The sequence below is a fragment of the Streptomyces sp. NPDC015125 genome (assembly GCF_043080045.1).
GTDB lineage: Bacteria > Actinomycetota > Actinomycetes > Streptomycetales > Streptomycetaceae > Streptomyces.
Genome location: NZ_JBIBVF010000013.1, coordinates 97,973 through 120,031 on the forward strand (window position 1 = coordinate 97,973; position 22,059 = coordinate 120,031).

Here is a 22,059-nt window from a genome sequence, read left to right on the forward strand (position 1 = left end):
TGGGGCAGGAAGGTGCTCGGCGGGTCAGACGGGTGTGACCGGCCCGGCCGGCAGGGCGGCAAGCAGCATGAGGGCCACGTCGTCCTGCCGGTCCCAACCGTCCTGCCGGTACTCCAGGAGGGCGTCGGCGAGACGTTCCGGTCCCACCTGCGGCGCGTCGTTGAGACGCCGGGCGAGGTCGGCGACGGAGTGCTCCGGATCGGTTCCCGGCGTTTCGACCAGGCCGTCGGTGTACAGGGCCAGTACGGACTGCGGCGGCAGGGTGATTTCCGTGGCGGTGTACCGGGCGTCGGGCTCGATGCCCAGGAGCAGCCCCGGAGGTACGTACAGCACCGTGGTGTGCCGGTCGGGGTGGCGGAGCAGGGGCGGTGGATGACCGGCGCCGGCCAGGCACGCCCGCCGCGTCCGCAGGTCGATATGGACGTACAGACAGCTGGTGAACAGCTCCGGATCCAGGTCGGTCAGCAGCCGGTTCGTCCGCGCCAGTACCTCGGCGGGGGAGGCGCCGGCGGTCGCATAGGCGCGTACCGCGGTGCGTGCCTGCCCCATGAAGGCGGCGGCGGCCGCGTTGTGGCCCTGCACATCGCCGATGACGGCGGCGATGCTGTCGTCATCGAGGCGGATCAGATCGTAGAAGTCGCCGCCGATGTCCATACCGCGGGTCGACGGCAGATAACGGGCGGCGACGGCGAACCCCGGTACGCAGGGCAGGCCGTGCGGCAGCAGGGCGGCCTGCAGATCGTGCGCCAGTTGCTGCTTGGTGTCGTACAGGCGGGCGCGGTCGAGGGCCTGGGCGATCAGGCCCGCGAGTGAGGTGAGGACCTGGCGCTCGTCCTGGCTGAACGTGCGGGGCCGGGTGTACGAGAGGATGCAGCAGCCGACCGGGCGGCCGGACACGATCAGCGGCAGCACCGCCCGGGCCGCCTTGCCGGTCAGATGCGGCAGTCCCGGGTAATCGCGTTCCATCTCCTCGCAGGTGGTGTAGAAGCTGGGCTCCCCGGTGGCCAGGGCGTGGACGGCGGGGCTGACGGCGGCACCGAGGGCGACGCCTTCGAAGGTGGCGACGGCCTCGGCGGAGTAGCCGCGATGGCCGATGGTCCGCAGCCGGCCCGCCTCCGCGGCGTACATGATCATTCCCTGGGCCCCGAACGCCGGCACGATCTGGTCGGCGACGAGACCGACGACGTCCTGGACCCCCACGGCCTCGGTGAGGGCGGCCGCGAGATGCAGCACGTGGTAGATCTGGCCGGCCCGTACGGGCATGCCTTCCGCCGGGGTGGGATACGGCTCCACCGGGCTGTGGTCCTTCCCCGAGGGGCTGATCCATACGCTCAGGCCCCTGCCGTCCGGGAACAGCCGGAAGGCGAGCCACTGATCCGGTGGCCGGCGGGCGGTGAACGACATCGGCCGACGGCTGATCACCGCGGCGCGGTAGCGGTCCTCGAAGGCCGGGTCGCGCAGCCACGGCAGGACCTCCCAGGGGCGCGCGCCGATCAGCCGGGTGTCCGGCTCACCGAGCAGCTCCACCGCGCCGGTCGTCACCAGGGTGATGCGTCCTTCCAGGTCGAGGGCGCAGCAGCCGCCGGGCAACCGCTCCAGACAGTCGGCCGCGGCCAGCGCCTCGGCCGGGCCCACGGTCCGCGCCGGCGGGATGGACAGCACCCGCGGCGCATCCAACGGGAGAGCGGAGCCATCGGACGGGGGAGCGGCGCCATCGGGCCGGGGATGTTCCCGCAGCAGCACCGCCAGGCGTCGGCACGCGGTCTCCATCGCCGTGCGCTCGTCCGCCGACAGCTGCGGGGCGTGACCGGCAGGCCACAGCAACAGCAGCGCGCCCCGGGCGCCGGTTTTACCGCCGACCGGAGCGGCCGCCAGCGAGAACTCATAGGGCACGGCCACCGCGGTACGGGGGAAGTCGCGGGACAGCTGCTGTTGGCCGGCCGCCCACACCAGTCGCTGTTCGCGCGAGGCGACGGCGACCGGGATCGGCGCTGCCAGCGCCACCCGGCTCCAGGGCGCCAGGAACGGCGCCGGCAGTCCGCTCATGACGGTCAGCTGCAGGACCGGCTCGTCGTCCGCCGGCACATACAGCCCGCCGGCCGACGCTCCGGTCTCCCGCATCGCGCGCAGCAGTGCCCGGCCCACCGGGTCGGCTCCGACGCCGCCGGTCATCGCACACCTGCACACAGCTGTCGTGCCATCGAGGCTCACTCCGGCGCGCCGGTTCTCCCCGTGCCGAGACCGTCATGACGTCTCTGTCCTGACGCCTCTCCCGGGACAGAGACGACGTTACGCCGCCGAGCGGGCCGCGGCACTCGTTACCCGGCCGCGCCGATACCTCCCGGTAACGCCCTGACCAGCCCGAGATGCGCTGAGCTCAGCCCGTATATCATGTAATGGCGTCTCGTAGCAGGGACGCGGGCAGCATGTCGCCTCCGATTCCGGAGAGGGAACATGGCCGCAGACGAAGAGGACGAGACCGGAGAAGTCCGGCGTCCGTCCGGTAAGAAGACCGCCAGGAAGACCGCCAGGAAATCCAGCAGCGTTCGGGCCGGCAGCCGCGAGAGCGAAACGGAGAGCACGGCCCGCCGCGTTTCCGCGCCACGTGCGATGCGGTATGCGGCCGAGCAGCTGAAGGAGCTGCTGGGCCGGGCGCCCGAGTCCGTCTCGTCGGTGAAACCGACGGAGGACGGCTGGCAGGCCGACGTGGAAGTCCTGGAGCTGGAACGCGTCCCCGGGACCACGAGTGTGATGGCGACCTACCGGGTGGTCCTGGACAAGGAGGGCGAACTGGTGGCGTACGAGCGCACCCGCCGCTACACCCGAGGCCAGATCGACCGGCATTGAGGCCGCGGTTGCCGTGGCAGAGCGTTCGCCGGCCGAACGACACGGCCACTCCGCACCAGACGGGGTGAGCCGGTGAAGGGAGGCACCGTGACTGTGGTGCCGCAAGGCGGAGGACCCGTCGCCACCGGCGGCGGAGGGGGCTCCGGAAATCTCTACGACATCCTCGATCTGATTCTGGACCGCGGGCTGGTCATCGACGTCTTCGTGCGTGTGTCGTTGGTGGGTATCGAAATCCTCAAGATCGATGCCCGCATCGTCGTGGCGAGCGTCGACACCTACCTGCGCTTCGCCGAGGCCTGCAACCGCCTCGACCTGGAGGAGGGGCGCAAGGCACCCTCCCAGCTGACCGACATCGTCGGCGAGGTCACCGAGGGCGGTTCGCACGGCAAGGCCAAAGGCGCCCTGTCCGGGGCCGCGGAAGCGGTGACCGACGCCCTCAAGGGCGGCGGAGACGAGGAGCGCGAGGAGAGGCACAAGGAGCCCGCCGAGCGGCGCGAGCGCCCGGCTCGCCGGCCGGCCCGGCGCCGAAAGGAATGAGCGATGGCCGTTTACGTCTACTCCATTGTCGCGACCACCCACCCCCAACGACTGGAGGGTCTGGACGGGGTGGGAAAGCCGCCGTCCACCCTGCGCACGGTGCAGACCGAGGAGCTCTCCGCGGTCGTCAGCGACGCACCCGAGGAGCTGCGTCCCAAACGCCGCGACCTCGCCGCCCACCAGGCCGTCCAGGAGCGGCTGATGGCCGACGGCACGGTCCTGCCCCTGCAGTTCGGCTTCACGACCACCGACGACGACGCCGTGCGGGACGTGCTGGAGGAGCGTGCGGAGGAATTCGCCGAGCGGCTGGAGGCCCTGGCGGGCTGCGCCGAATACCACCTGAAGGCCGCCCAGGAGGAGGCGGCGATGCTGCGGCAGATCCTTCAGGAGTCGGATGAGGCCCGTGCGCTCAACGAGCAGATCAGAAGCGGCACCGGAAGCCCGGATCTGCCGCTCGCCCTCGGTGAACTGATCTCCAAGGAGGTACAGGCGCGGCAGGACCGGCTGGCCGGCGGAGTGCTGGATGCGCTGCGCGGGTTCGCCCGGGAGGAAAGCGGGTCCCAGCCGGGCGGGAACGACTTCCTGAGCGTGTCCTTCCTGGTGGAACGGGACAACGAGAAGAGTTTCCTCGCCGCTGAGCAGGATCTCGCCAAGGAGCTGGGAGAGGACTTCGACCTCCGGCTGCTCGGCCCGCTTCCCGCCTACAGCTTCGTATAGGGAGGCCTCATGGGCCTGTTGAGCCAACTCGCCACCTTTCCGCTGGCGCCGGTGCGCGGCGTGGCATGGGTCATGGAACGCGCCCTGGAGGCCGCGGAGAACGAGTACTACGACCCCGAACCCATCGAACGGGAACTCGCCGAGCTGGAACGGGCGCTGCTGGCGGGAGAGATCGATGAGGACACGTTCGACCGGCGCGAGGACGAACTCCTGGACCGGCTGGACGAGATCAGGGCCCATGCCCAGGGCACCGACACCTGACCGCGGCGGCCGGCGCGGCGGCGGGGCGCGCAGACGCGCGCCCGCCGCCATGCCGGGAGATGAGGGAATCGAGGTGCAGCGGCCGTGAACGAACCCGTCGCCCGGAGGATGGGTGACTCCCCGTCCAGGGCCGGCCCGTACAGCGGCCAGGGCTCCTCGGCCAATCTCGCCGACATCCTGGAACGGGTCCTGGACAAGGGCATCGTCATAGCGGGCGACATCCAGATCAACCTGCTGGACATCGAACTGCTCACCATCAAGCTGCGCCTGCTGATCGCCTCGGTCGACAAGGCGAAGGAGATGGGCATCGACTGGTGGGAGCACGACCCGTCACTGTCCTCCCGCGCTGCCGGCGGTCACCACTCGCTCGCGGAGGAGAACAAGCGGCTGCGCGCCGAGATCGAGGCCCTGCGCGAGGGCACCGAGCTGTCCCCGGCCGAGGACGAGGAGGACGCCGAGGAGGAAGCCGCGGACTACGAGGAGGAGGGCGAGGAGGGCGAAGAGTACGAAGAGGAGGCCGAGGAGGCCGAGGAGGAGGACCGCCCGGCCGCCCCCCGTCGCTCCTCACGCCCCTCGCGTCCCTCGCGCACGCCACGCGCCAAACGAGCCGCGCCCCGTAGCAAGCGGCGGGACGAGTCATGACCGGGACCGTCACCTACGCCTACGCCGTCGCGCAGGACGCCGACGGCTCGCTGGAGGAGGCCCTGACCGGACTGCCGGGAGTCGCGGACGGGCCGGTGCAGCTGGTGCGCGCAGAAGACCGCGACGAGGTGGTGGTCGCCGTGGGACCCGTACCCGAGCAGGACTTCGAAGAGACCGCACTGCGCGCGCACTTGGAGGACCTGGACTGGCTGGAGTCGGTGGCCCGCGCCCACCACCGGGTGATCGAGGCGCTGGCCGCCCGCACCACCGTCCTGCCGCTCCGTCTGGCGACGGTGTACCTCGACGACGAGCGGGTGCGGCAGATGCTCGACGCCCGCCAGGAGGCGTTCGCCGAGCGGTTGTCCGACCTGGCCGCACACACGGAGTGGGGCGTCAAGATCTATGTCGAGGCGCCCGCGGCGGCCGCCCGGCCCGCCGAGCCGCCCGCGGACGCGGACCTGAGCCCCGGCCGGGCCTACCTCAGCCACCGCAAGGCGCAGCGGCACGCCCGCGAAGACGCCTACCGGGACGCCGAAGAGGTCGCCCGGCGCGTCGAGGACGCGGCCCGCGGCCATGCGGTCGACCGGGTCCAGCACCGGGTGCAGCAGGGCGAACTCGCCCGCGGCCCGGGGGAGAACGTCATCAACGACGCCTACCTCGTGCCGCTGGAGCACGGCGAAGGCTTCCGGTCCGACGTCGTCCGGGCCGCCGAAGGGCTGCCCGGGGTGCGCGTCGAGGTCACCGGGCCCTGGGCGCCGTACTCCTTCGCCACGCCCCCCGAAGCCGAACCGCTGAAGCGGGCCGCCCCGTGAGGCCGGCGGGCGGGCCGCCGGCAAGGGCGGAGGAGCCCCTGCCGGACCGGCAGATCGCCCTGATCGACCTGCTGGACCGGTTGCTCAGCGGAGGCGTGGTCCTCACCGGAGACATCGTCCTCTCCATCGCCGAGATCGACCTCGTACGCATCTCGCTGCGCGCCCTGATCGTCTCCATCAGCGAACAGAACCCCTCCCCGTGGAGCTCCACCGCACCCCTGGTACGGGACGACGATGACAGCCGGTGACCGCCGCCCCGGCAGCCGCTTCGACGATGTCGCCGATGCGGCCGCCCGGGCCTTCCGGCTGCTGCCCCCGACACCGCAGGACGTCCGGCCCCCGGCCGGGCCGGGGCCACGACGGCCGGCACACCGGATCAGCGCCGACCCCGACACGGTCGAGCGGGACCTGATCAAGCTCGTCCTCACCCTGGTCGAGCTGCTGCGCCAGCTCATGGAACGCCAGGCCCTGCAACGGGTCGACGCCGGAGATCTCACCGAGGAACAGGAGGAACGCCTGGGAGCGACGCTGATGATCCTCCACGACCGGATGGTGGAACTCTGCGCGCAATACGACCTTTCGATGTCGGACCTGAATTTGGATCTCGGTCCGCTCGGGACGCTGCTGCCACCCGCCGAATGACCTCGAAGGAGTACGACATGGGCATGGGAAAGAAGGCCAGGAACATCAGCCATATCGTCGAGGGAAAGGCCAAGGAAACGACCGGAAGGGCCCTCGGTAACAAAAGCCTGCAGCGGAGAGGCAAGACGGAACAGGCCCTGGGGAAAATGCGGCAGGCAGTGGAGAAGGGCAGGGACACGCTCAAGCACTGACGGTTGCGGCCCCGCCGGCACGCCTCGTGCAACGGCGGGGCCGGGCGCGGACCGCGCGGCCGCACCGGACGCGGTCAGCGCTGGTTGTAGCGGTCGGCCGCCCGTTCGTTGAGGGCGCCGAGCACACTGCGCAGCCGCCGGGCCGGCGGCTGTTCCCCGGCCGCGACCGTCGCACCGTCGACGGTGCCGCGGGCGCCGTCGCGGGGCAGCACCCGGGCGACGGCGGACACCAGCCGGGTGGTGGTCACCGGCGCCAGCCCGTGTGCCCTGGCACCGAGCCTGGCGGCCGGTGTCAGCACGATGCGGGGGCGCCGTCGTTGCAGCGCGGTGACGATGCGCTCCGCGGCCCGTTCGGCGCTCATCGACAGCACCGGGGCCCCGGCCAGCGCCGAGAACCAGGCGTACTCCCGGCGCCGGTCCCCGCCGAAGAGGGCGTGGAGATGCGACCCGGTGCGCATCAGGCCGGGGTGGACCGCGGTCACCGTGACGCCGTGCGCGCCCTCCTCCGCGTGCAGCCCTTCGGCCAGCGCGGCCACCGCCGACTTGGCGCAGGAGTACGGCAGCAGATGGGGCACCGCCAGCAGCCCCCCGACGGACCCGATGAGCGCCAGCCTGCCGCCTGCCGGGCTGCGCCGGAGGTGCGGGAGCGCGGCGAGCGCGGTGTTCAGGGCTCCGTGGAAGACGGAGTCCATCGCCTCCTGGAATCCGTCGGGGCCGAGCGCGTCGGCCGGACCGACCTGGATGATGCCGGCGTTGGCGATGACGATGTCCAGCCCCTCGTGGTCCCCGGCGATCTCCGCGAGGCGGTCCTGCAGCGCCGCCCGGTCCCGCACATCGCACACCACACCGCGCACCGTGCCGCCGCGCCACTGGGCCAGCCTGCCGACGGCCCTGCCGAGTTCGGCCTCGTCCCGGGCCAGCAGCACGACATCACAGCCGCGCCGCAGCAGTTGGCGGGCCAGGAGCAGCCCGAGCCCCCGCGAGCCGCCGGTGACGACGGCGGTGAGCCCTTCGATCGAGGGAGCGGCCGGAAGCACGCGCATGTCGATCCCTTCCCTGGGGCGCCGGTCGGCGCAGGCGGGGTGCGGTCCCGCGGGACCACGTGCGGCGCCGATCGCCTGCTGTCTTCGACGCTAACCGGCGGCGGGGCGTGGCGGGTCCGGTGCGCGAGTCGCCGAACCGGGTGTCCGCCCGTGGCCCCGGCGGGGATTCCCCGGCAGCCAAGGGCGGGGGACGCCCGCGGTGCCGGGCGGCAGCCGCGCGGGAGCGTTCGGCCAGTCAGGCGGCCCGGTGCCCAGCGGCGGACCAGCTCAGCCGGCGCCGGGCAGCCGTACCCGGACGGTGCCCTCATCATCCACGCTCACCTGGAAGGAGGGCTGGGGAGCGGTGGCCGGGCCACGGACATTCGCGCCGTCCGACAGCCGGAAGGCGCTGCCGTGCCAAGGGCACACCACGCAGCCATCGGTGATCGTGCCCTCCGTCAGGGGCCCCGAGAGATGGCTGCACCGCCCGGCGAGGACATGGAGGTGCCCGCCCGGCAGGCGGACCACCAGCAACGGGACCTCGCCCAGCTCCCGGCGCACCGCCTCGCCGACCGGGAAGTCCTCGACCCTGCCCACGGGATGCCAGCCCTTGTCCAGCAGATGCGGCACCGGTTCCGCCTTGTTGGCACCCGCGGCCTGCCGGTAGGCGAGGTGCCCGCCGAGCATTCCGCCGGTCCCGGCCGCGCACAGTCCCGCGAACCCGAGCACCTTGCCCCGTACCGTATGGCCGCGGCCGCGATGCACCCAGGACCGCGTGTACAGACCGACGGCCACGGCGATCGACGCCGCGTGCACCAGTCCCGTACGCATCTGGTCCTCGTGCTGCTCGGCCCAGTCCACCCAGCCGGCCCACGCGGCCGGACCGGCCGCAAGGACACCCACCCCCACCAGGAGGCGGGCACTGCGCCGGGTCCCCGGGACGGCGTCCAGCACCGCGGCGGACAGCCAGGCGCCCATCGGCACCTGCACCAGGGCGGGGTGCAGCGGATGGCCGATCGGCAGGCCGTGCAGCACATCGCGGTAACGGCCCAGGGGCAGGCCGCGCACCACCCGCTGCAACGGGCCGATCAGCGCATCCAGCTTCTCCAGGCGGCCCAGCGCGTCAAGGGACGCGACACAGGATTCCGCAGCTCGGGCGACGGCCTCTGCTGCGGTGGCGCTGCCCGAGGCGAGAACCGCGAAGGACGCCGCTCTCATTCCTCTTCCTCCTCTTCGTCTTCCTCCTCCTCTTCACCGACTTCGTCCTCGTCCTCGTACTCCTCCTCGGGCTCTTCCTCCTCCTCCTCTTCCTCCTCCTCGCCCTCTTCGTCTTCGGTCTCTTCGTCCTCGTATTCCTCCTCGCCGTCCTCGCCGTCGTAGCCCTCGGCCTCTTCGTCTTCGGTCTCTTCGCCCTCGGCCTCTTCCTCTTCGATGGCCTCTTCATGGGTCTGTACGACCTCGCCGTCGCGGATTTCCCCGCGCCAGCCCTCGGGCTCCTCATCGGTGAGGGTGACGTAGCGCTGGAAGTGCTTGAAGTCCAGCCGCAGCCGGCGCCCCTGGACCCGCCAGACATTGCCGGTCTTCTCGAAGAATCCCGAGGCGTAGTACTCGACGACCAGCACGATGCGGGTCAGGTTGGGCGCCAGTTCGTGAAAACTGACGGCACCGCGGGTCGATCCCTTGGCGCCTTCGGATGTCCAGATGATGCGTTCGTCGGGCACTTGCTCCTGGACGGTCGCCTTCCATCCCCGGGTGGACGGGCCGACCTTGGCCTTCCAGTCGCTTGTCGTCTCGTCGTGCAGCGACACATTGCGTACGCCCTTGGTGAAGCTGCTGAACTTCTCGTACTGCGTCCAGTGGTCGTAGGCGGTGCGCAGGGGCACCCCGATGTCGAGGACCTCGATGATGTTGGTGACCTTCTGGTCTCCCGATTTGCGTTTCTTGCCGCCGCCGAAGAGGCCCTTGGCCTTGTCCACCACGGTGTCCTTGACGTTCTCCGCCGTCCCCTTCACGGCGGCTTTGACGGGGGAGTCGCCGCCGAGGAGATTGCCCGCGATCTTGGACAGTGAGCCGCCGTTCTCGGCGACATCGGTGAGTTGGCCCGTCACATCCATCAGTTTGCCGCCGGCCCGCTCGGCCAGGTTCCCCACCCATTTCGTGGCGTAGCCGCCGAGTTCGCTGCGCAGTCGATCGAGTCCCGAGTCCGCGTTGTCCTGTCCCGTCTTGGCCATGACCGGTTACCTCCGGCGCTCGGTGCGCGATGATGTTTTCTTGGCGGTCTTCTTGGCGGTCTTCTTCGCAGCGGGGGTTGCCTTCTTACCTGCGGCGGTCTTCTTCGCAGGGGCTTTCTTGGCGGGTGCCGTCTTCTTCGCGGCCGTCTTCTTGGCGGCCGTCTTCTTCGCCGTGGTCTTCTTCGCCGCGGCTTTCTTGGCCGGGGCCGCCTTCTTGGCCGGGGCTTTCTTGGCGGTCTTCGTCGCGGCCGTCTTCTTCGCTGCGGTCTTCTTCGCCGCGGTCTTCTTGGCGGCGGTCTTCGTCGCGGGTGCCGTCTTCTTTGCGGCCGGCCGTCCCGCGGCAGCCTTCTTCCCGGCCGTCTTCTTCGCTGCGGGCTTTCCGGTGGACTTCTTGGCCGGCGGCCGCTGTGCGCCCTTCTTCGCCGGGGCTGCCCGTTTCGCCTCCGATGGACGCTTGCGCGGCTCCGGCTTCGCAGCGGCCCGCGGGGTACGCCGAGCCGGCCGCTCCTCGGGCTCCTCCTCCGGCTCCTCGGGTTCTTCTTCTTCCTCTTCTTCTTCCTCGTCCTCGTACTCCTCCTCGGGCTCTTCCTCCTCCGGCTCCTCCTCTTCGCCCTCGTCTTCCTCGTACTCGTCCTGCTCGTACTCGTCTTCGGGCCCCTCGCCCTCCTCTTCCTCCTCCGGCTCCTCTTCCTCGTCGAACGCGTAGTCCCCCTCGTCCCCCTCTTCCTCTTCTTCCTCCTCCTCCGGCTCCAGCCCGATGCCATCGAGCTTGAGGGACCGGTCGTGGAGGGTGTCGGCAAGCGTCGTCAGACGGCGGTTGGCGGCCGTCGACAAGGCCTTCCGGCCGGCGTCCATCACTTCCCCGCGCAGTTGGTCACCCAGCTCGGCGACCTGGGGGATCTCGCCTAGCTTGCGCATCCCCTGGACCACGAGCTGGCGTGGTTCAAGCCCGAATTGACGTCCGGCGATATATGACGCCACCGTGAGCGCGAACCGGCCCTTCTTCGTACGGCCCAGCACATAGCCGCCGGCAAGCGCGGCGGCCAGCAGGACCTTGGATGAGTCATTCATTGGGTGCGTCACCCTTTCCCGGACATGCGGCAGATCGGCGTTTGTGCAGGGCCCGCCACTCAGCGGCACAGTTCTGCCCTGTCTCCAGAGTGATCGGTGTCCTGACTCGCGCATCTCGAGCGGACCGAAAGGCGCCCTGCGATCACCCTGAGGAGGCGTCCGGACCTGCTGCGTGGCGAGGTGCACGCGGGCCCGGCTCGCAGCGGCCCCGGCATCACGGCAGGTGTGCGGGCGCCGGGCAACCGACCTAGGCTCGGACTATGCCGGGAACACGCCGTGCGCCGTCTCCTATGGGAGTAGGGGGAACGCGGTGTGTTCGCCGGCGCCGGGCGCTGGTGCGCCGGTCGGCGGTGGCCGCGGTGGCGGCGCTGCTCGGTTCGTTCGCGGGAACCCCGGCCGCGGCGGCAGCCGATGATCCGGGTCTGACGTCCTACTACCAGCAGAAACTGTCCTGGGAGCCCTGTGGCAAGGACCTGCAAAACGGTGCGCAGAGCGACGACACCGGTCAGCCGCCCGGCTTCCGCAAGCGTCTGGAGTGCGCCCGGCTGGAGGTCCCACGGGACTACGGCAACCCCGGACAGAACACGATGCAGGTCCAGCTGATCCGGCTGAAGGCGACCGGGCCCGGCAAACGACTCGGCTCCCTGGTGCTCAACCCTGGTGGCCCGGGTGCTTCCGGTGTCAACTACCTGATCGACAGCGGGAGCGCCTTCGCCCGGCTGGGTCAGCGCTACGACATCGTGAGCTTCGATCCGCGCGGTACCGGCCATACCGACCCGGTCTCCTGCGGCAGCAAGCTCGCTCCACCGCCCGGCAAGGGCGCCGACGACAGCCTTGCCGCGAAGGAGAAGCGCATCAACGAGGCCTGTGGCCGCTACTCCGGTGGGCTGCTGCGGTGGGTCGGCACCCCTGATGTCGCCCGGGACATGGACGTCCTGCGCGCCGCGGTCCGCGACGACAAGCTCAACTACCTGGGGTTCTCGTACGGCACCAGGCTCGGATCGGTCTACGCCCACGAGTTCCCGCACAAGGTCGGCCGGATGGTCCTGGACAGCGTCGAGGACCCGACCAAGAACACCTGGCAGATCGCACTGTCCCAGGCCCGGGGGTTCCAGCGGGCGCTGGACGACTTCGCCGTCGACTGCACCCACCGGCCGGACTGCCCGCTGGGTACCGACGAGCACAAGGCGCAGGATCAACTGCGCACGTGGTACCGGGAGTTGAGTGGGCAGCCGATGAAGGTGAAGGGGGAGACGGTGGAGGAGACCACCTATGTGTACGCCTTGCGTGAGGCCCTGTACAGCAGGAGCGATTGGCCGGCGCTGCGGCAGGCCCTGGCGCAACTGCGGCGCGGTGATGCCTCGGGGATCCTCCGTCTGAGTGACGCGGGGGGCGGCAGTGCCGCCCGGGCAGGCAGCGTCCCGGCCCGGCGGGTCGGCCAGGACGAGCTACCGTCGCAGGACCAGCTGGCCCTGCGGGCGATCTCCTGCCGGGACACCTCGGAACGCTATGGCGAACGCGATTACCCCCGGGCGGAGCGCGAACTCACCGAGGCTTCCCCGCTCTTCGGCCCGGATATCGCCCCGACCCTGCTGGACTGCTACTCCTGGCCCGTTGCGGGCGATGACGTCTCCCGTGATGTCGCGGCGCCCGACGCGCCGCCGATTCTGCTCGTCGCGACCACCAACGACCCGGCGACCCCCTACCAGGGTGCCTTCAACATGGCCCGTGAGCTGGACAACTCCAGCATCGTGCTGACCTTCCGCGGGGAGGGGCATGCCGCCTACACCACCGGTGACCTCTGCGTACAACGCCACGTCGACGACTTCCTGCTGGACGGCACCCTGCCCAAGGGCCGGATCTCCTGCGGCTGAGGGCCGTACCGGCGGCGGCGAAGCGAACCCGGCCCGCGCGGCTACCTGTAGTAGCGGTTGTCCTCGACGTCGACGACGGGGGCTCCGGGGGAGGGCGGCTGGGTACGCCGCCGCTTCAGAATGCTCACATACGTGGCGATGCCGATGATGCCGGCGACCATCATGATGATCCCCACCAGGTCGACGTTGATTCCTGCCATATGCCAGTCGACCGCGAACGTGAGGACGGCCCCCACCGCGAGCAGAACGATGCACCCGCCGATACCCATGGCGTCAGCCTCCCTAACTCTCCGGGCGGTAAGACCTGTTGGGGGAGCGCGTACCCGGGGGCGGGCGCCTTATGTGCGGGGCGGGGCGGGGGCCGGTGGCCCGGGCCCCGGGGGGCGGGGCTCAGCCGGCCCGCCGCCCGCCCCTGCTCGCGCTCTTCTTCGCCGGGGCCGCCTTCTTGGCGGCGGTCTTCGTGGCGGTGGCCTCCGTGGCGGCGGTCTTCTTCGCCGCCGGCTTCTTCGCCGTGCTCTTCTTCGTGGTGCGGCCCGGTCCGGTGCCGCCCGAGGAGCCCTTGGCGTCCTCGTCCTCACCGCGGGACTTCTTGGCCGCGCGGACGCTGTCCTGAAGGGCCGCCATCAGGTCCATCACCTGCCCGGCCGGCTGCTCTTCGCCGGCCGGGAATTCCGGCTCGCGGTGCGCCAGCTTCGCCGCCACGATCTCTTCGAGCGCCTCACGGTAGTGATCGTGCACATCGTCCTCCGACAGCTCGCCGAAGGAATCCATCAGCGTCTCGGCGGCCGCCACCTCGGCAGGGGCGACCTCCGCCTGCCGCTCGGGCAGCACCCCGTCCAGCGAACGGATCTGGTGCGGCCACAGCAGCACCTGCATGACCAGCGCGCCCTCCACCGGGCGGATCATGGCGAGGGTCTCCCGCCCGTGCAGCGCGACCTTGCCGAGCCCGACGCGCTGATGCCGCTCCATCGCCTCGCGCAGCAGGGCGTAGGGCTTGGCCGCGGCGGGGCTGTCGATGCCCAGGTAGTAACCCTTGCCCATCTGCAGCGGGTCGATGTCGCCACCGGCGACGAAGGCCAGGATCGTCAGCGTCTTCGCGGTCGGCAGCGGCAGCGCGTCCAGATCGTCGTCGCTCAGCGGTACGACGGTATCGGCGCCGTCGGGCTTGTAGCCCCGCCCGATCTCGTCCGGGGTGATCTCGATGCCCTCCAGCGAGCAGACCGGCTGATTGCGCACCCGGCCGCCGTCCGCCGTATGGATCCGCACAAAGCTGACCGACGTGGAGCTGTCCGTGGCGTTGTACGCGGCGACCGGGATCGTGACCAGGCCGAAGCTGATGGAGAACTTCGCCGTGGGGCGCATGGGGGCCGCCTTCATCGGAGCCATTCGGCACCATGCTAGGCCGGGCGGACGGAGCGTACATCCCGGGCGAATCCGGGTGCACCCATCCGGTGACGGCCGTCCGGCCCGCCCCCGGCGACGCGCCCGGGTACCTGCCGCCGCCCGGCTGCCTCCCGCCCGCTCAGGAGGCCGCGGCCGCGACCCGGCCGCTCCGGACCGCCTCCCTGAGCGCCTGGTGATCGCGCTCGTTGCAGTCCGCGTAGCGCTCCGCGAACCGCGCCAGCGCCTCCTCGAAGACCGTGCTCCTGCCGAGATAGGCGCCGATCGCGATCCGGTCGCCGGACCTGGCGTGCGCGCGGGCCAGGGTGGCCCCGCAGCGTACGGCGAACCGCCGCATACCCGTCGGCACCATCGCATCCGTCGGCATGATGCCCTTCCAGTCACGCAACTGGCGTATATAGAAGTCACGTTGGCGCCCGTCGATGCCGGTGGTCCGCCCCCACCCGAGGAAGATGTCGCCGGCGGCCTGCATCAGCCGCTGGCCGGCCACGACGCGTTCGCCCTGGTGGGTGTGGAGGCTCTGTCCGGCGTATGCGGCGAGCACGGACTCATCGGCCTCCTTGGCCTGCAGCAGCAGCGGGTCGTCCGTGTCCTTGCCGAGCAGCAGCGCGATCCAGCAACGGGTGCCCACACTGCCGACCCCGACGACCTTGCGCGCCACGTCGACGACCCGGTACTGCTCCAGCAGCCGGCGATGATCCGAACGCAGCGTGCGGCCGTAGCCCTCGACCAGTTGGCGGATCTGGTCCGTCAGCTGGCCCCGTTCGAGGTCCGGCAGCAGATCGCCCAGCGGCACGATCAACGGCGGGTCGGCAGCGATCCGCACCTCGCCGCCGCTCCTCCGGGTCAGTTTGCGATAGGCCTGCACGGTGTCGTGCGTACGGGCTTCCGCGATGGTGCGGGCCAGCCCCGCACGGCCTCTGCTGCTCAGCTCCTGCGCTTCCTCGGCCTCCACGTCGGCCATATCGGCATGGGCGTACCAGACCTCCAGGGTGCGCATGTCCGCGTAGCGGCGCAGCTGCTCGCGGTAGGACGCACCGGCGGCCCGGACGATGTCGGTCCGCACCTTCTCGGGGAAGCCGTTCCCGCGTCCCGCGATGGCGAAGCTGGCGGCCAGCCGTTTGACGTCCCACTCCCACGGACCGGGCAAGGTCTCGTCGAAGTCGTTGATGTCGAACAGCAGATGGCGTTCGGGGGAGGCCAGCAGCCGGAAGTTCAGCAGATGGGCGTCTCCGCACAACTGGGTCCGCAGCCCCGTGGAGGGTGTCGTGGCCAGGTCCGCCGCCATGATGGCGGCGGCGCCGCGGTAGAAGCGGAAGGGCGACTCCAGCATCCGCCCGTAGCGGAGGGGCACCAACTCCGGTACCCGCAGGGCCGACTGCCGTTCGATGATGTCCACCGGATCGGCACGGGAAGCCGTGGGGCCGAGCTCCGCATGACGCGAGCGGGGCACTTCGGAGCGAAGTGCCCTGCCCTGTTCCGCGCGTTCCTGCGGGGTGGGTACGGAGGTCATGGCCGGGACCGGATTTCGGTGGCTTTCAGGTCACCGGGTGGCCGCGGTGTGATGGTGGTCGTCCGTACAGAGCGCCCAGATGATGAAGATGTTGATGGCGACCAGCACGATGGCCCAGAACGGGTAGTGGGGGATCCACAGGAAGTTCGCCAGCGCACCGAAGCCCGCCAGGATGACACCGAGCACCCGCGCCCACATCGCGCCGGTGGCGAGCAGTGCGACACCCGCGAGGAGGATGATGATGCCCAGGATGAGGTGGATCCAGCCCCAGCCCGTGAGGCTGAACGAGAACACATAGTTCCGCGTGGTGACGAAGAGGTGGTCCTGCGCGATGGCGGAGATGCCCTCCAGGAAGGCCATGGCGCCACCGAAGATCATCAGAACTGCGGCGAAAGCTGTCCATCCGCTCACGCTGTGCTTCTGAGTGGCCATGGGTCACTCCTCACTTGAGAAACCTGGCCGTCCGAACCGGACCTGCCGACCGTCGGTACAGCAGATTCCACGTTTACACAGGTACCGGTCGGCCGCATGTCAGGGATGTTCGAAGGCCTGGAGCACCCCGGCCCCCGCGAAGCACAGCGCTCCCGTGAGGGTCCCCCAATTGGCGATCCCGACGCTGACCAGGCTTCCGGTCTCCGGTCGGGTGAAAGCGGCCACCGCGGCCACCATGAAGAGCACGGAACCGAGCTGATTGACCGCGACGATCCACCAGCCGAGACTGCGCCGGTGGAGGCACAGCGGGCGATGGCAGACCTCGGTGACCGCCAGTTGCCCGGAAATCAGGAACAGCAGGCAGCCGATCATGTCGGGTGCCCAGACCAGGCGGTTCATCTGCCGGGCCGTGAGGCCCTGCAGAAAGGAATCCAGCAGATTGATGCCGAACACCAGTGTCCCGGCGAACAGCACGAAGGTGGTCACCCAGTCGATCCGGCCGGGTTCGTAGCTCCACCAGCGGAAGCGGTGCGTGGTGAGCGCACCCGCCGTACCCTCCCGGCGCGGTGCGTTGATGGCCTGGACGAGTGAGGCATAGCCGCCGAGGGTGAAGAACGCGCCGCCGACGAAGTAGATCGTGGCGGTCACGGTCGGTCGTCCGGCGCTGAACTGGGCGAGCGCCGCACCGAGGGCGAACAGCGCCCCGCCGAGAAGGAAGGAGACCGCGGCGATGCCGTTGAGCCTGCGCAGCCGGACCAGTGCCACGGCGTCGGCGCGCCGCGCGCGGGTCCGGGTGGCCCCGGCGGGCCGCACCGCGAGCGTCCCGCGTTTGCGGGCCGCCCGCGACTCCCAGATGGCGGTGTCGCCTGCTTCGAGGCGCCAGGTCAGCCGGGTGGTGAACGGTCCCGCACCTTCGGCGCGCTCCTCGGAATGGCCCACCTGCCGAGCCTAGCGATCCCGTACGGGAATGCCGGTAGCGCCTCGTCAGGTCTTCCGGCATTCCCCGGCTCCGCCCCGGCGGCGGAGCGTCCCACGGGCCCATCCGGCTCCCCGGAGGCCGGGGTGGCGCCGGACGGCGTCTGTCGGTGCCTGCCTGTCGATGCCTGCCCGTCGGTGCCGGTCCGTCGGTGCCGGTCAGCCCGATGGCGTGGTGGTCCGGGCCGCCGTGCCGATGCCCGGCGCAGGGACCGGACCGGGCGCGGGGCCCGGCTCCGGTCCCGGAGTCGGCGGCGCCGGGTGGGGCGGGACCGGGTCCGGTTCGGGCGCCGGCACCGGAGGTGGCACCGGATCGGGTCCCGGGGCGGGGACGGGGCCGGGCGCCGGGCCCGGCGTGGGTCCGGGCGGTCCGGGTCCCGGGCCCGGTGTGGGCGGCACCGGATCCGGATGGGTGGGCCCTGGCGGTCCTGGTGGCTGTCGCACCGTCATGTGCTCCTCACGCGTCGCTCCTCGGCGGCCGAGCGCTGCACGCTCGCTCCGCGCGGCATGCTGGTCTCCTTGCCGGTCCTGCGCCGACCATGCGAAGTGCTCCGCACGAACGTCGGCCGTGCGAAGTGCTCCGCACGAACCGGCTGCCCGGCGTACGTCCCCACTCTGCGACGGCGGGGGGCACTCGGCGAGACGGGGGGCGGACGGGCGCACCGCGCACCCCCTCACCCGGACGCGCGAGCCTACGGCGAACCAGGAGCGGGTAACCCCGGCTCGATGACCCACAACTCACCGCGCAGAGTTGGTCGTTGCAGGATGTCGCCGGTGTCCTGGAGCAGGCGGGGCCACGGCCGCGCGCCTCACCCCTCCCGCGCCGCCCCTCCTGCCCGGGCCGCCCCTCCTGCCCGGCCGGCCTCCTACCCGGGCTCGTCGTCCACCGCCTGGTCGAGCTGCCGCCGCTCCTGCCGGGCCCGTTCCCGGTCCCTCGGCGAGGCATCCGTGACGTCCAGGAAGACCTGGTCGGCGATCGGCCACCTCTCCCGGATAGTGCTCTTCAGCCGTACCAGGACCTCCTCGACCTCCTCGCTGTCCAGGCCGGCGGCGAGGTCGACACGGGCCGCGACCAGCGTCGACCGGGTCCCCAGCCGCATCGACAGCAGGGTGGTCACGGTGTCGATCTCCGGCTGCGCCTCCAGGAACTCCAGGAGGGCCCGGCGCAGAGCCGGGTCGGCGGCCTCACCGATGATCTGGCCCCGCGACTCCTTGGCGAGCTGGTAGGCGACGAACACCAGCAGCGCACCGATGAGCATGGACGCCCAGGCCTCCCACTGGACCTTGCCGGTGATCATGTGAAGTCCCAGGCCGGCCATGGCGACCAGCACACCGAAACACGCCGTCGAGTCCTCGGCCAGTACCGTCCGCAGCGCGGGGTCGTCGGCCGAGCGGATCGCCTCCCGGATGCTCCGGCCGGTCTGCCGCGCCTGGCCGGCCACCTGCAGCACGGCGCGGACCAGTGAGGAGCCCTCCGCGACCAGCGCGACGGCCAGCACGACGAGGCCGACCACATAGCCCGTATGGCTCTCCGAGCTGCCCGAGCGCAGCGCCTCGATGCCCTGGAAGACGGAGAAGCAGCCGCCCATGACGAAGATGCCGACGGCGGCGAGCAGGGACCAGAAGTACCGCTCCTTCCCGTAGCCGAAGGGGTGTTTGCTGTCGGGCGCGCGTGTGCTGCGCTTGAGCGAGGCGAGCAGAAAGATCTCGTTGAGGCTGTCGGCCACCGAGTGCGCGGCCTCGGAGAGCAGCGCGGGCGAGCCCGCGAACAGCCCGCCGAGCAGTTTGGCGAGGGCGATCACCAGATTGGCGCCGAGCGCCACGAAAACGGTGACCGCGGTCCGGCTGTCCTCCTGGTCCTTGCCCTCGTCCTGGTCCGGTCGGCCGGTGGAGTGATGCGCAGTCTCAGCGTGCCGGGACAAGCGTGGCCTCCCCGTCGTCGGTTGGACAGCCGGAGCGATCGTAGCCGCCCGGCCAGGGTGGTGTATGTGGTGCGGAGCGGCACCGTTCCGTGGGATTGCGCCCCACGGAACGGCGCCGCCTTCGCCTCGGCCTGCTGCGTGGGGGTGGTGTCCCGCATGTTCGGCCGGATGCCGTCAGCTCGCCCAGGTCCAGTCGGTGACCTCCGGCAGATCGGTGCCGTGTTCCCGGATCCAGGCGTGGTGGCGGGTACGGACATCCGCCATCGCCTGCCGCAGCGCGACGGCGTGCACCCCGAGGCCCGGGACCCGGTCGATCACATCCATCACCAGCCGGTACCGGTCGAGATCGTTGCGCACGACCATGTCGAAGGGCGTGGTCGTGGTGCCCTCCTCCCGATAGCCGCGGACATGCAGATTCGCGTGGCCGGCGCGGCGGTAGCAGAGCCGGTGGATCAGCCACGGGTAGCCGTGGTAGGCGAAGACGACCGGCTTGTCGCGGGTGAACAGGGCGTCGTACTCGGGGTCGGGCATGCCGTGCGGATGCTCTCCCGACGGCAGCAGCCGGGCCATGTCGACGACATTGACCACCCGCACCGTCAGCTCCGGCAGATGCCGGCGCAGCAGGGAGGCCGCCGCCAGGATCTCCTGCGTGGGCACGTCACCGGCACAGGCCAGCACCACATCGGGGGTGGGAGTCTCCCCTGTTCGAGCGGAGCCGAGAGCCTGGGCAACGGTGCCGTCCTCGGTGCCCGCCCATTCCCAGGCACCGGCGCCGCGCGCGCAGTGGGCGCGGGCCTCGTCCAGGCTGAGCCAGTCGAAGCTCGGCTGTTTGCCGGCCACGATCACATTGACGTAGTCGCGGCTGCGCAGTGCATGATCGGCCACCGAGAGCAGGGTGTTGGCGTCCGGCGGCAGATAGACCCGCACCACCTCCGGGCTCTTGTTGAGGATGTGGTCGACGAAGCCGGGGTCCTGGTGCGAGAAGCCGTTGTGGTCCTGCCGCCAGACATGGGAGGTCAGCAGGTAGTTCAGTGAGGCGATGGGCCGCCGCCAGGGCAGCCGGCGCGAGGTCCGCAGCCATTTGATGTGCTGGTTGACCATCGAGTCGACGATGTGCGCGAACGCCTCGTAGCTGGAGAAGAGCCCGTGCCGGCCGGTGAGCAGATAGCCCTCCAGCCAACCCTGGCACAGATGCTCGGAGAGCACCTCCATGACCCGGCCGTCGTGCGCGAGGTGCTCGTCGGTGTCGAGTGTGGCGGCCTGCCAGGCCTTGCCGGTGATGTCGTAGAGCGCCTCCAGGCGGTTCGAGGCGGTCTCGTCGGGGCCCACGACACGGAAGTCGCGGCGCTCGGCGGTGGCCTCCATGACCGCTGCCAGCAGTCCGCCCAGCACCCGGGTCGGCTCGTGCAGTTCGCTGCCGCGCTTGCCGACCTCCACCGCATACCGCTCCAGTGGCGGGACGGGCAGATCGCGCAGCAGCAGACCGCCGTTGGCGTGCGGTGAGGCGCCCAGCCGGCGCGCTCCCTCGGGCACACACGCGAGCACGTCGGGGCGCGGCCGGCCCTCGTCGTCGAACAACTCCTCCGGACGGTACGAACGCAGCCACTCCTCCAGCTGCCGCAGATGCCCCGCGTTGTCGCGTACGCCGGGCAGCGGTACCTGGTGGGCGCGCCAGGTCCCTTCGACGGGCTTCCCGTCGACCTCGTGCGGACCGGTCCAGCCCTTGGGCGTACGGAGCACGATCACGGGCCAGCGGGGGCGCTCCGTCCCCCCTTCGGTGCGGGCCCGGTGCTGGATGGCGGCGATCCGGTCCAGTGCATCGTCCATGGCGGCGGCCAGCGCCTGATGGACCGTCGCCGGGTCGTCGCCCGCGACATGGATCGGATCGTGACCGTAGCCGCGCAGCAGGGCGTCCAGCTCGTCCCGCGGGATCCGGGCGAGCACCGCCGGGTTGGCGATCTTGTAGCCGTTGAGGTGCAGCACGGGCAGCACCGCGCCGTCGTGCACCGGGTCCAGGAACTTCGTGGCGTGCCAGGACGCCGCGAGCGGCCCGGTCTCCGCCTCGCCGTCACCCACCACGCAGGCGACGAACAGCTCCGGGTTGTCGAACGCGGCGCCGTAGGCATGGGTGAGGGAGTAGCCCAGCTCACCGCCCTCATGGATCGACCCCGGAGTCTCCGGGGCGACATGGCTCGGCACCCCGCCGGGGAACGAGAACTGCCGGAAGAGCCGGGCCATGCCCTCGCCGTCCCGGGTGACATCGGGATAGGTCTCGGAGTACGTGCCGTCCAGCCAGGAGTTGGCCACCACGGCCGGGCCGCCGTGCCCCGGCCCCCACACGCACAGGGCGTCCAGCTCACGGGCTTTGATGACGCGGTTGAGGTGGGTGTGCACCAGGTTCAGGCCGGGCGAGGTGCCCCAGTGGCCCAGCAGCCGCGGTTTGATGTGCTCGGGTCGCAGCGGCGCCGTCAGCAGCGGATTGGCCATCAGATAGATCTGTCCGGCGGCCAGATAGTTGGCGGCCCGCCAGTGGGCGTCGAGACGGTGCAGCTCGGCGGCGTCGAGGGGCCCCGGCGCCGCCGGCTCCCCGCTCGTCCCCGCCCCTGCCGAGTTCTCCGTACCGTGCATGCTCATCTCCCTGTGGTGGCGTGCAACCGGTGGCGTCCCCGTTCAGTCGGGTGGCTCGGGGGCCGGGTGGTCGCCCGGCTCCGCGCCGGGGGGCTCCTCCGGGTCCGGGCCGGGCTCCTCCGGTTCCGGCTCGGCCGGCACCGGGTCGTGCGGCACCGGGTGCGGGTCACTCGGCACGGGCCCCGGCCCCCTGGGCGTCGGTTCGGTGGTCATGGCGTGGACGGTCGTCAAGGTCATGGAACTCTCCTTCCTCCCCATCGTCCGTCCAATGCCTCCGGTCGGCCCGTTCAGGAAATGACCCGTGGGTGCGTTCGTGAAACGCTCCGTTCACGAGACAGAAG

General features: G+C 71.0%; 23 protein-coding genes. 10 read left to right on the forward strand and 13 right to left on the reverse strand.

Translation table 11 applies throughout. From position 1 onward, the window contains the following. Positions 1-24: 24 nt before the first annotated feature. Positions 25-2,172, reverse strand: coding sequence for a SpoIIE family protein phosphatase (locus tag ACF088_RS25295; protein ID WP_392378057.1), 2,148 nt, complete (start codon positions 2,170-2,172; stop codon positions 25-27). 282 nt (positions 2,173-2,454) lie between these two features. Between ACF088_RS25295 and ACF088_RS25300 the strand changes: the two genes are divergently transcribed. The 9 genes from ACF088_RS25300 (at position 2,455) to ACF088_RS25340 (ending at position 6,649) form a co-directional block, all read left to right on the forward strand. Next, a complete protein-coding gene (locus tag ACF088_RS25300; RefSeq protein ID WP_392378058.1) occupies positions 2,455-2,847 on the forward strand; it encodes a gas vesicle protein in 393 nt (130 codons plus the stop codon). An 87-nt stretch (positions 2,848-2,934) separates the two neighbouring features. Further along, a complete protein-coding gene (locus ACF088_RS25305; protein WP_328388945.1) occupies positions 2,935-3,384 on the forward strand; it encodes a gas vesicle structural protein GvpA in 450 nt (149 codons plus the stop codon). Positions 3,385-3,387: 3 nt separating this feature from the next. Further along, on the forward strand, positions 3,388-4,101 hold the full coding sequence (locus tag ACF088_RS25310) for a GvpL/GvpF family gas vesicle protein (protein ID WP_392378059.1): 714 nt from the start codon (positions 3,388-3,390) through the stop codon (positions 4,099-4,101). A 9-nt stretch (positions 4,102-4,110) separates the two neighbouring features. After that, positions 4,111-4,362: a gas vesicle protein GvpG gene (locus ACF088_RS25315; protein ID WP_392378060.1), complete on the forward strand. Its 252-nt coding sequence runs from the start codon at positions 4,111-4,113 to the stop codon at positions 4,360-4,362. 84 nt (positions 4,363-4,446) lie between these two features. Continuing rightward, positions 4,447-5,004, forward strand: coding sequence for a gas vesicle protein (locus ACF088_RS25320; RefSeq protein WP_392378061.1), 558 nt, complete (start codon positions 4,447-4,449; stop codon positions 5,002-5,004). Continuing rightward, positions 5,001-5,816, forward strand: a complete 816-nt coding sequence (locus ACF088_RS25325; protein ID WP_392378062.1) for a GvpL/GvpF family gas vesicle protein — start codon at positions 5,001-5,003, stop codon at positions 5,814-5,816. The genes ACF088_RS25320 and ACF088_RS25325 overlap by 4 nt, the downstream gene beginning before the upstream one ends. Then, complete coding sequence (locus ACF088_RS25330; RefSeq protein WP_392378063.1) at positions 5,813-6,064, forward strand: gas vesicle protein; 252 nt, start codon at positions 5,813-5,815, stop codon at positions 6,062-6,064. The genes ACF088_RS25325 and ACF088_RS25330 overlap by 4 nt, the downstream gene beginning before the upstream one ends. Beyond that, positions 6,051-6,458: a gas vesicle protein K gene (locus tag ACF088_RS25335; protein ID WP_392378064.1), complete on the forward strand. Its 408-nt coding sequence runs from the start codon at positions 6,051-6,053 to the stop codon at positions 6,456-6,458. Before ACF088_RS25330 ends, ACF088_RS25335 begins: the two co-directional genes overlap by 14 nt. Before the next feature lie 17 nt (positions 6,459-6,475). Next, positions 6,476-6,649 carry a CsbD family protein gene (locus ACF088_RS25340; protein WP_392378065.1) on the forward strand — a complete coding sequence of 58 codons (174 nt, stop codon included), beginning with the start codon at positions 6,476-6,478 and terminating at the stop codon, positions 6,647-6,649. Between the two features lie 74 nt (positions 6,650-6,723). Here ACF088_RS25340 and ACF088_RS25345 read toward each other — a convergent pair whose 3' ends face one another. From ACF088_RS25345 to ACF088_RS25360, 4 genes are all read right to left on the reverse strand, one after another. Continuing rightward, positions 6,724-7,692, reverse strand: coding sequence for an SDR family NAD(P)-dependent oxidoreductase (locus ACF088_RS25345; protein ID WP_392378066.1), 969 nt, complete (start codon positions 7,690-7,692; stop codon positions 6,724-6,726). A gap of 267 nt (positions 7,693-7,959) precedes the next feature. Then, positions 7,960-8,889 (reverse strand): Rieske 2Fe-2S domain-containing protein, encoded by a 930-nt coding sequence (locus tag ACF088_RS25350; RefSeq protein WP_392378067.1) that lies wholly within the window; start codon positions 8,887-8,889, stop codon positions 7,960-7,962. Beyond that, positions 8,886-9,902: an SRPBCC family protein gene (locus ACF088_RS25355; protein ID WP_392378068.1), complete on the reverse strand. Its 1,017-nt coding sequence runs from the start codon at positions 9,900-9,902 to the stop codon at positions 8,886-8,888. The genes ACF088_RS25350 and ACF088_RS25355 overlap by 4 nt, the downstream gene beginning before the upstream one ends. A gap of 6 nt (positions 9,903-9,908) precedes the next feature. Next, positions 9,909-10,973: a histone protein gene (locus ACF088_RS25360; protein WP_392378069.1), complete on the reverse strand. Its 1,065-nt coding sequence runs from the start codon at positions 10,971-10,973 to the stop codon at positions 9,909-9,911. A 359-nt stretch (positions 10,974-11,332) separates the two neighbouring features. Between ACF088_RS25360 and ACF088_RS25365 the strand changes: the two genes are divergently transcribed. Next, entirely contained in the window at positions 11,333-12,847 is a 1,515-nt protein-coding gene (locus ACF088_RS25365; protein WP_392378070.1) for an alpha/beta hydrolase, read from the forward strand. A 41-nt stretch (positions 12,848-12,888) separates the two neighbouring features. Here the strand turns inward: ACF088_RS25365 and ACF088_RS25370 are convergent, their stop codons facing one another. The 8 genes from ACF088_RS25370 to ACF088_RS25405 form a co-directional block, all read right to left on the reverse strand. Beyond that, complete coding sequence (locus ACF088_RS25370; protein WP_392378071.1) at positions 12,889-13,116, reverse strand: DUF6458 family protein; 228 nt, start codon at positions 13,114-13,116, stop codon at positions 12,889-12,891. Between the two features lie 121 nt (positions 13,117-13,237). Continuing rightward, complete coding sequence (locus ACF088_RS25375) at positions 13,238-14,209, reverse strand: Ku protein (RefSeq protein ID WP_392378191.1); 972 nt, start codon at positions 14,207-14,209, stop codon at positions 13,238-13,240. Between the two features lie 160 nt (positions 14,210-14,369). Next, a complete protein-coding gene (locus tag ACF088_RS25380) occupies positions 14,370-15,761 on the reverse strand; it encodes a DUF2252 domain-containing protein (protein ID WP_392378072.1) in 1,392 nt (463 codons plus the stop codon). Between the two features lie 30 nt (positions 15,762-15,791). After that, positions 15,792-16,193: a hypothetical protein gene (locus ACF088_RS25385; protein WP_392378073.1), complete on the reverse strand. Its 402-nt coding sequence runs from the start codon at positions 16,191-16,193 to the stop codon at positions 15,792-15,794. 99 nt (positions 16,194-16,292) lie between these two features. Beyond that, positions 16,293-17,132 carry a hypothetical protein gene (locus tag ACF088_RS25390; protein WP_392378074.1) on the reverse strand — a complete coding sequence of 280 codons (840 nt, stop codon included), beginning with the start codon at positions 17,130-17,132 and terminating at the stop codon, positions 16,293-16,295. Between the two features lie 902 nt (positions 17,133-18,034). Then, positions 18,035-19,090 (reverse strand): cation diffusion facilitator family transporter, encoded by a 1,056-nt coding sequence (locus ACF088_RS25395; protein ID WP_392378075.1) that lies wholly within the window; start codon positions 19,088-19,090, stop codon positions 18,035-18,037. A 174-nt stretch (positions 19,091-19,264) separates the two neighbouring features. Continuing rightward, positions 19,265-21,718 (reverse strand): phosphoketolase, encoded by a 2,454-nt coding sequence (locus tag ACF088_RS25400; protein ID WP_392378076.1) that lies wholly within the window; start codon positions 21,716-21,718, stop codon positions 19,265-19,267. A gap of 42 nt (positions 21,719-21,760) precedes the next feature. Next, on the reverse strand, positions 21,761-21,955 hold the full coding sequence (locus ACF088_RS25405) for a hypothetical protein (RefSeq protein WP_392378077.1): 195 nt from the start codon (positions 21,953-21,955) through the stop codon (positions 21,761-21,763). Positions 21,956-22,059: the final 104 nt, after the last annotated feature.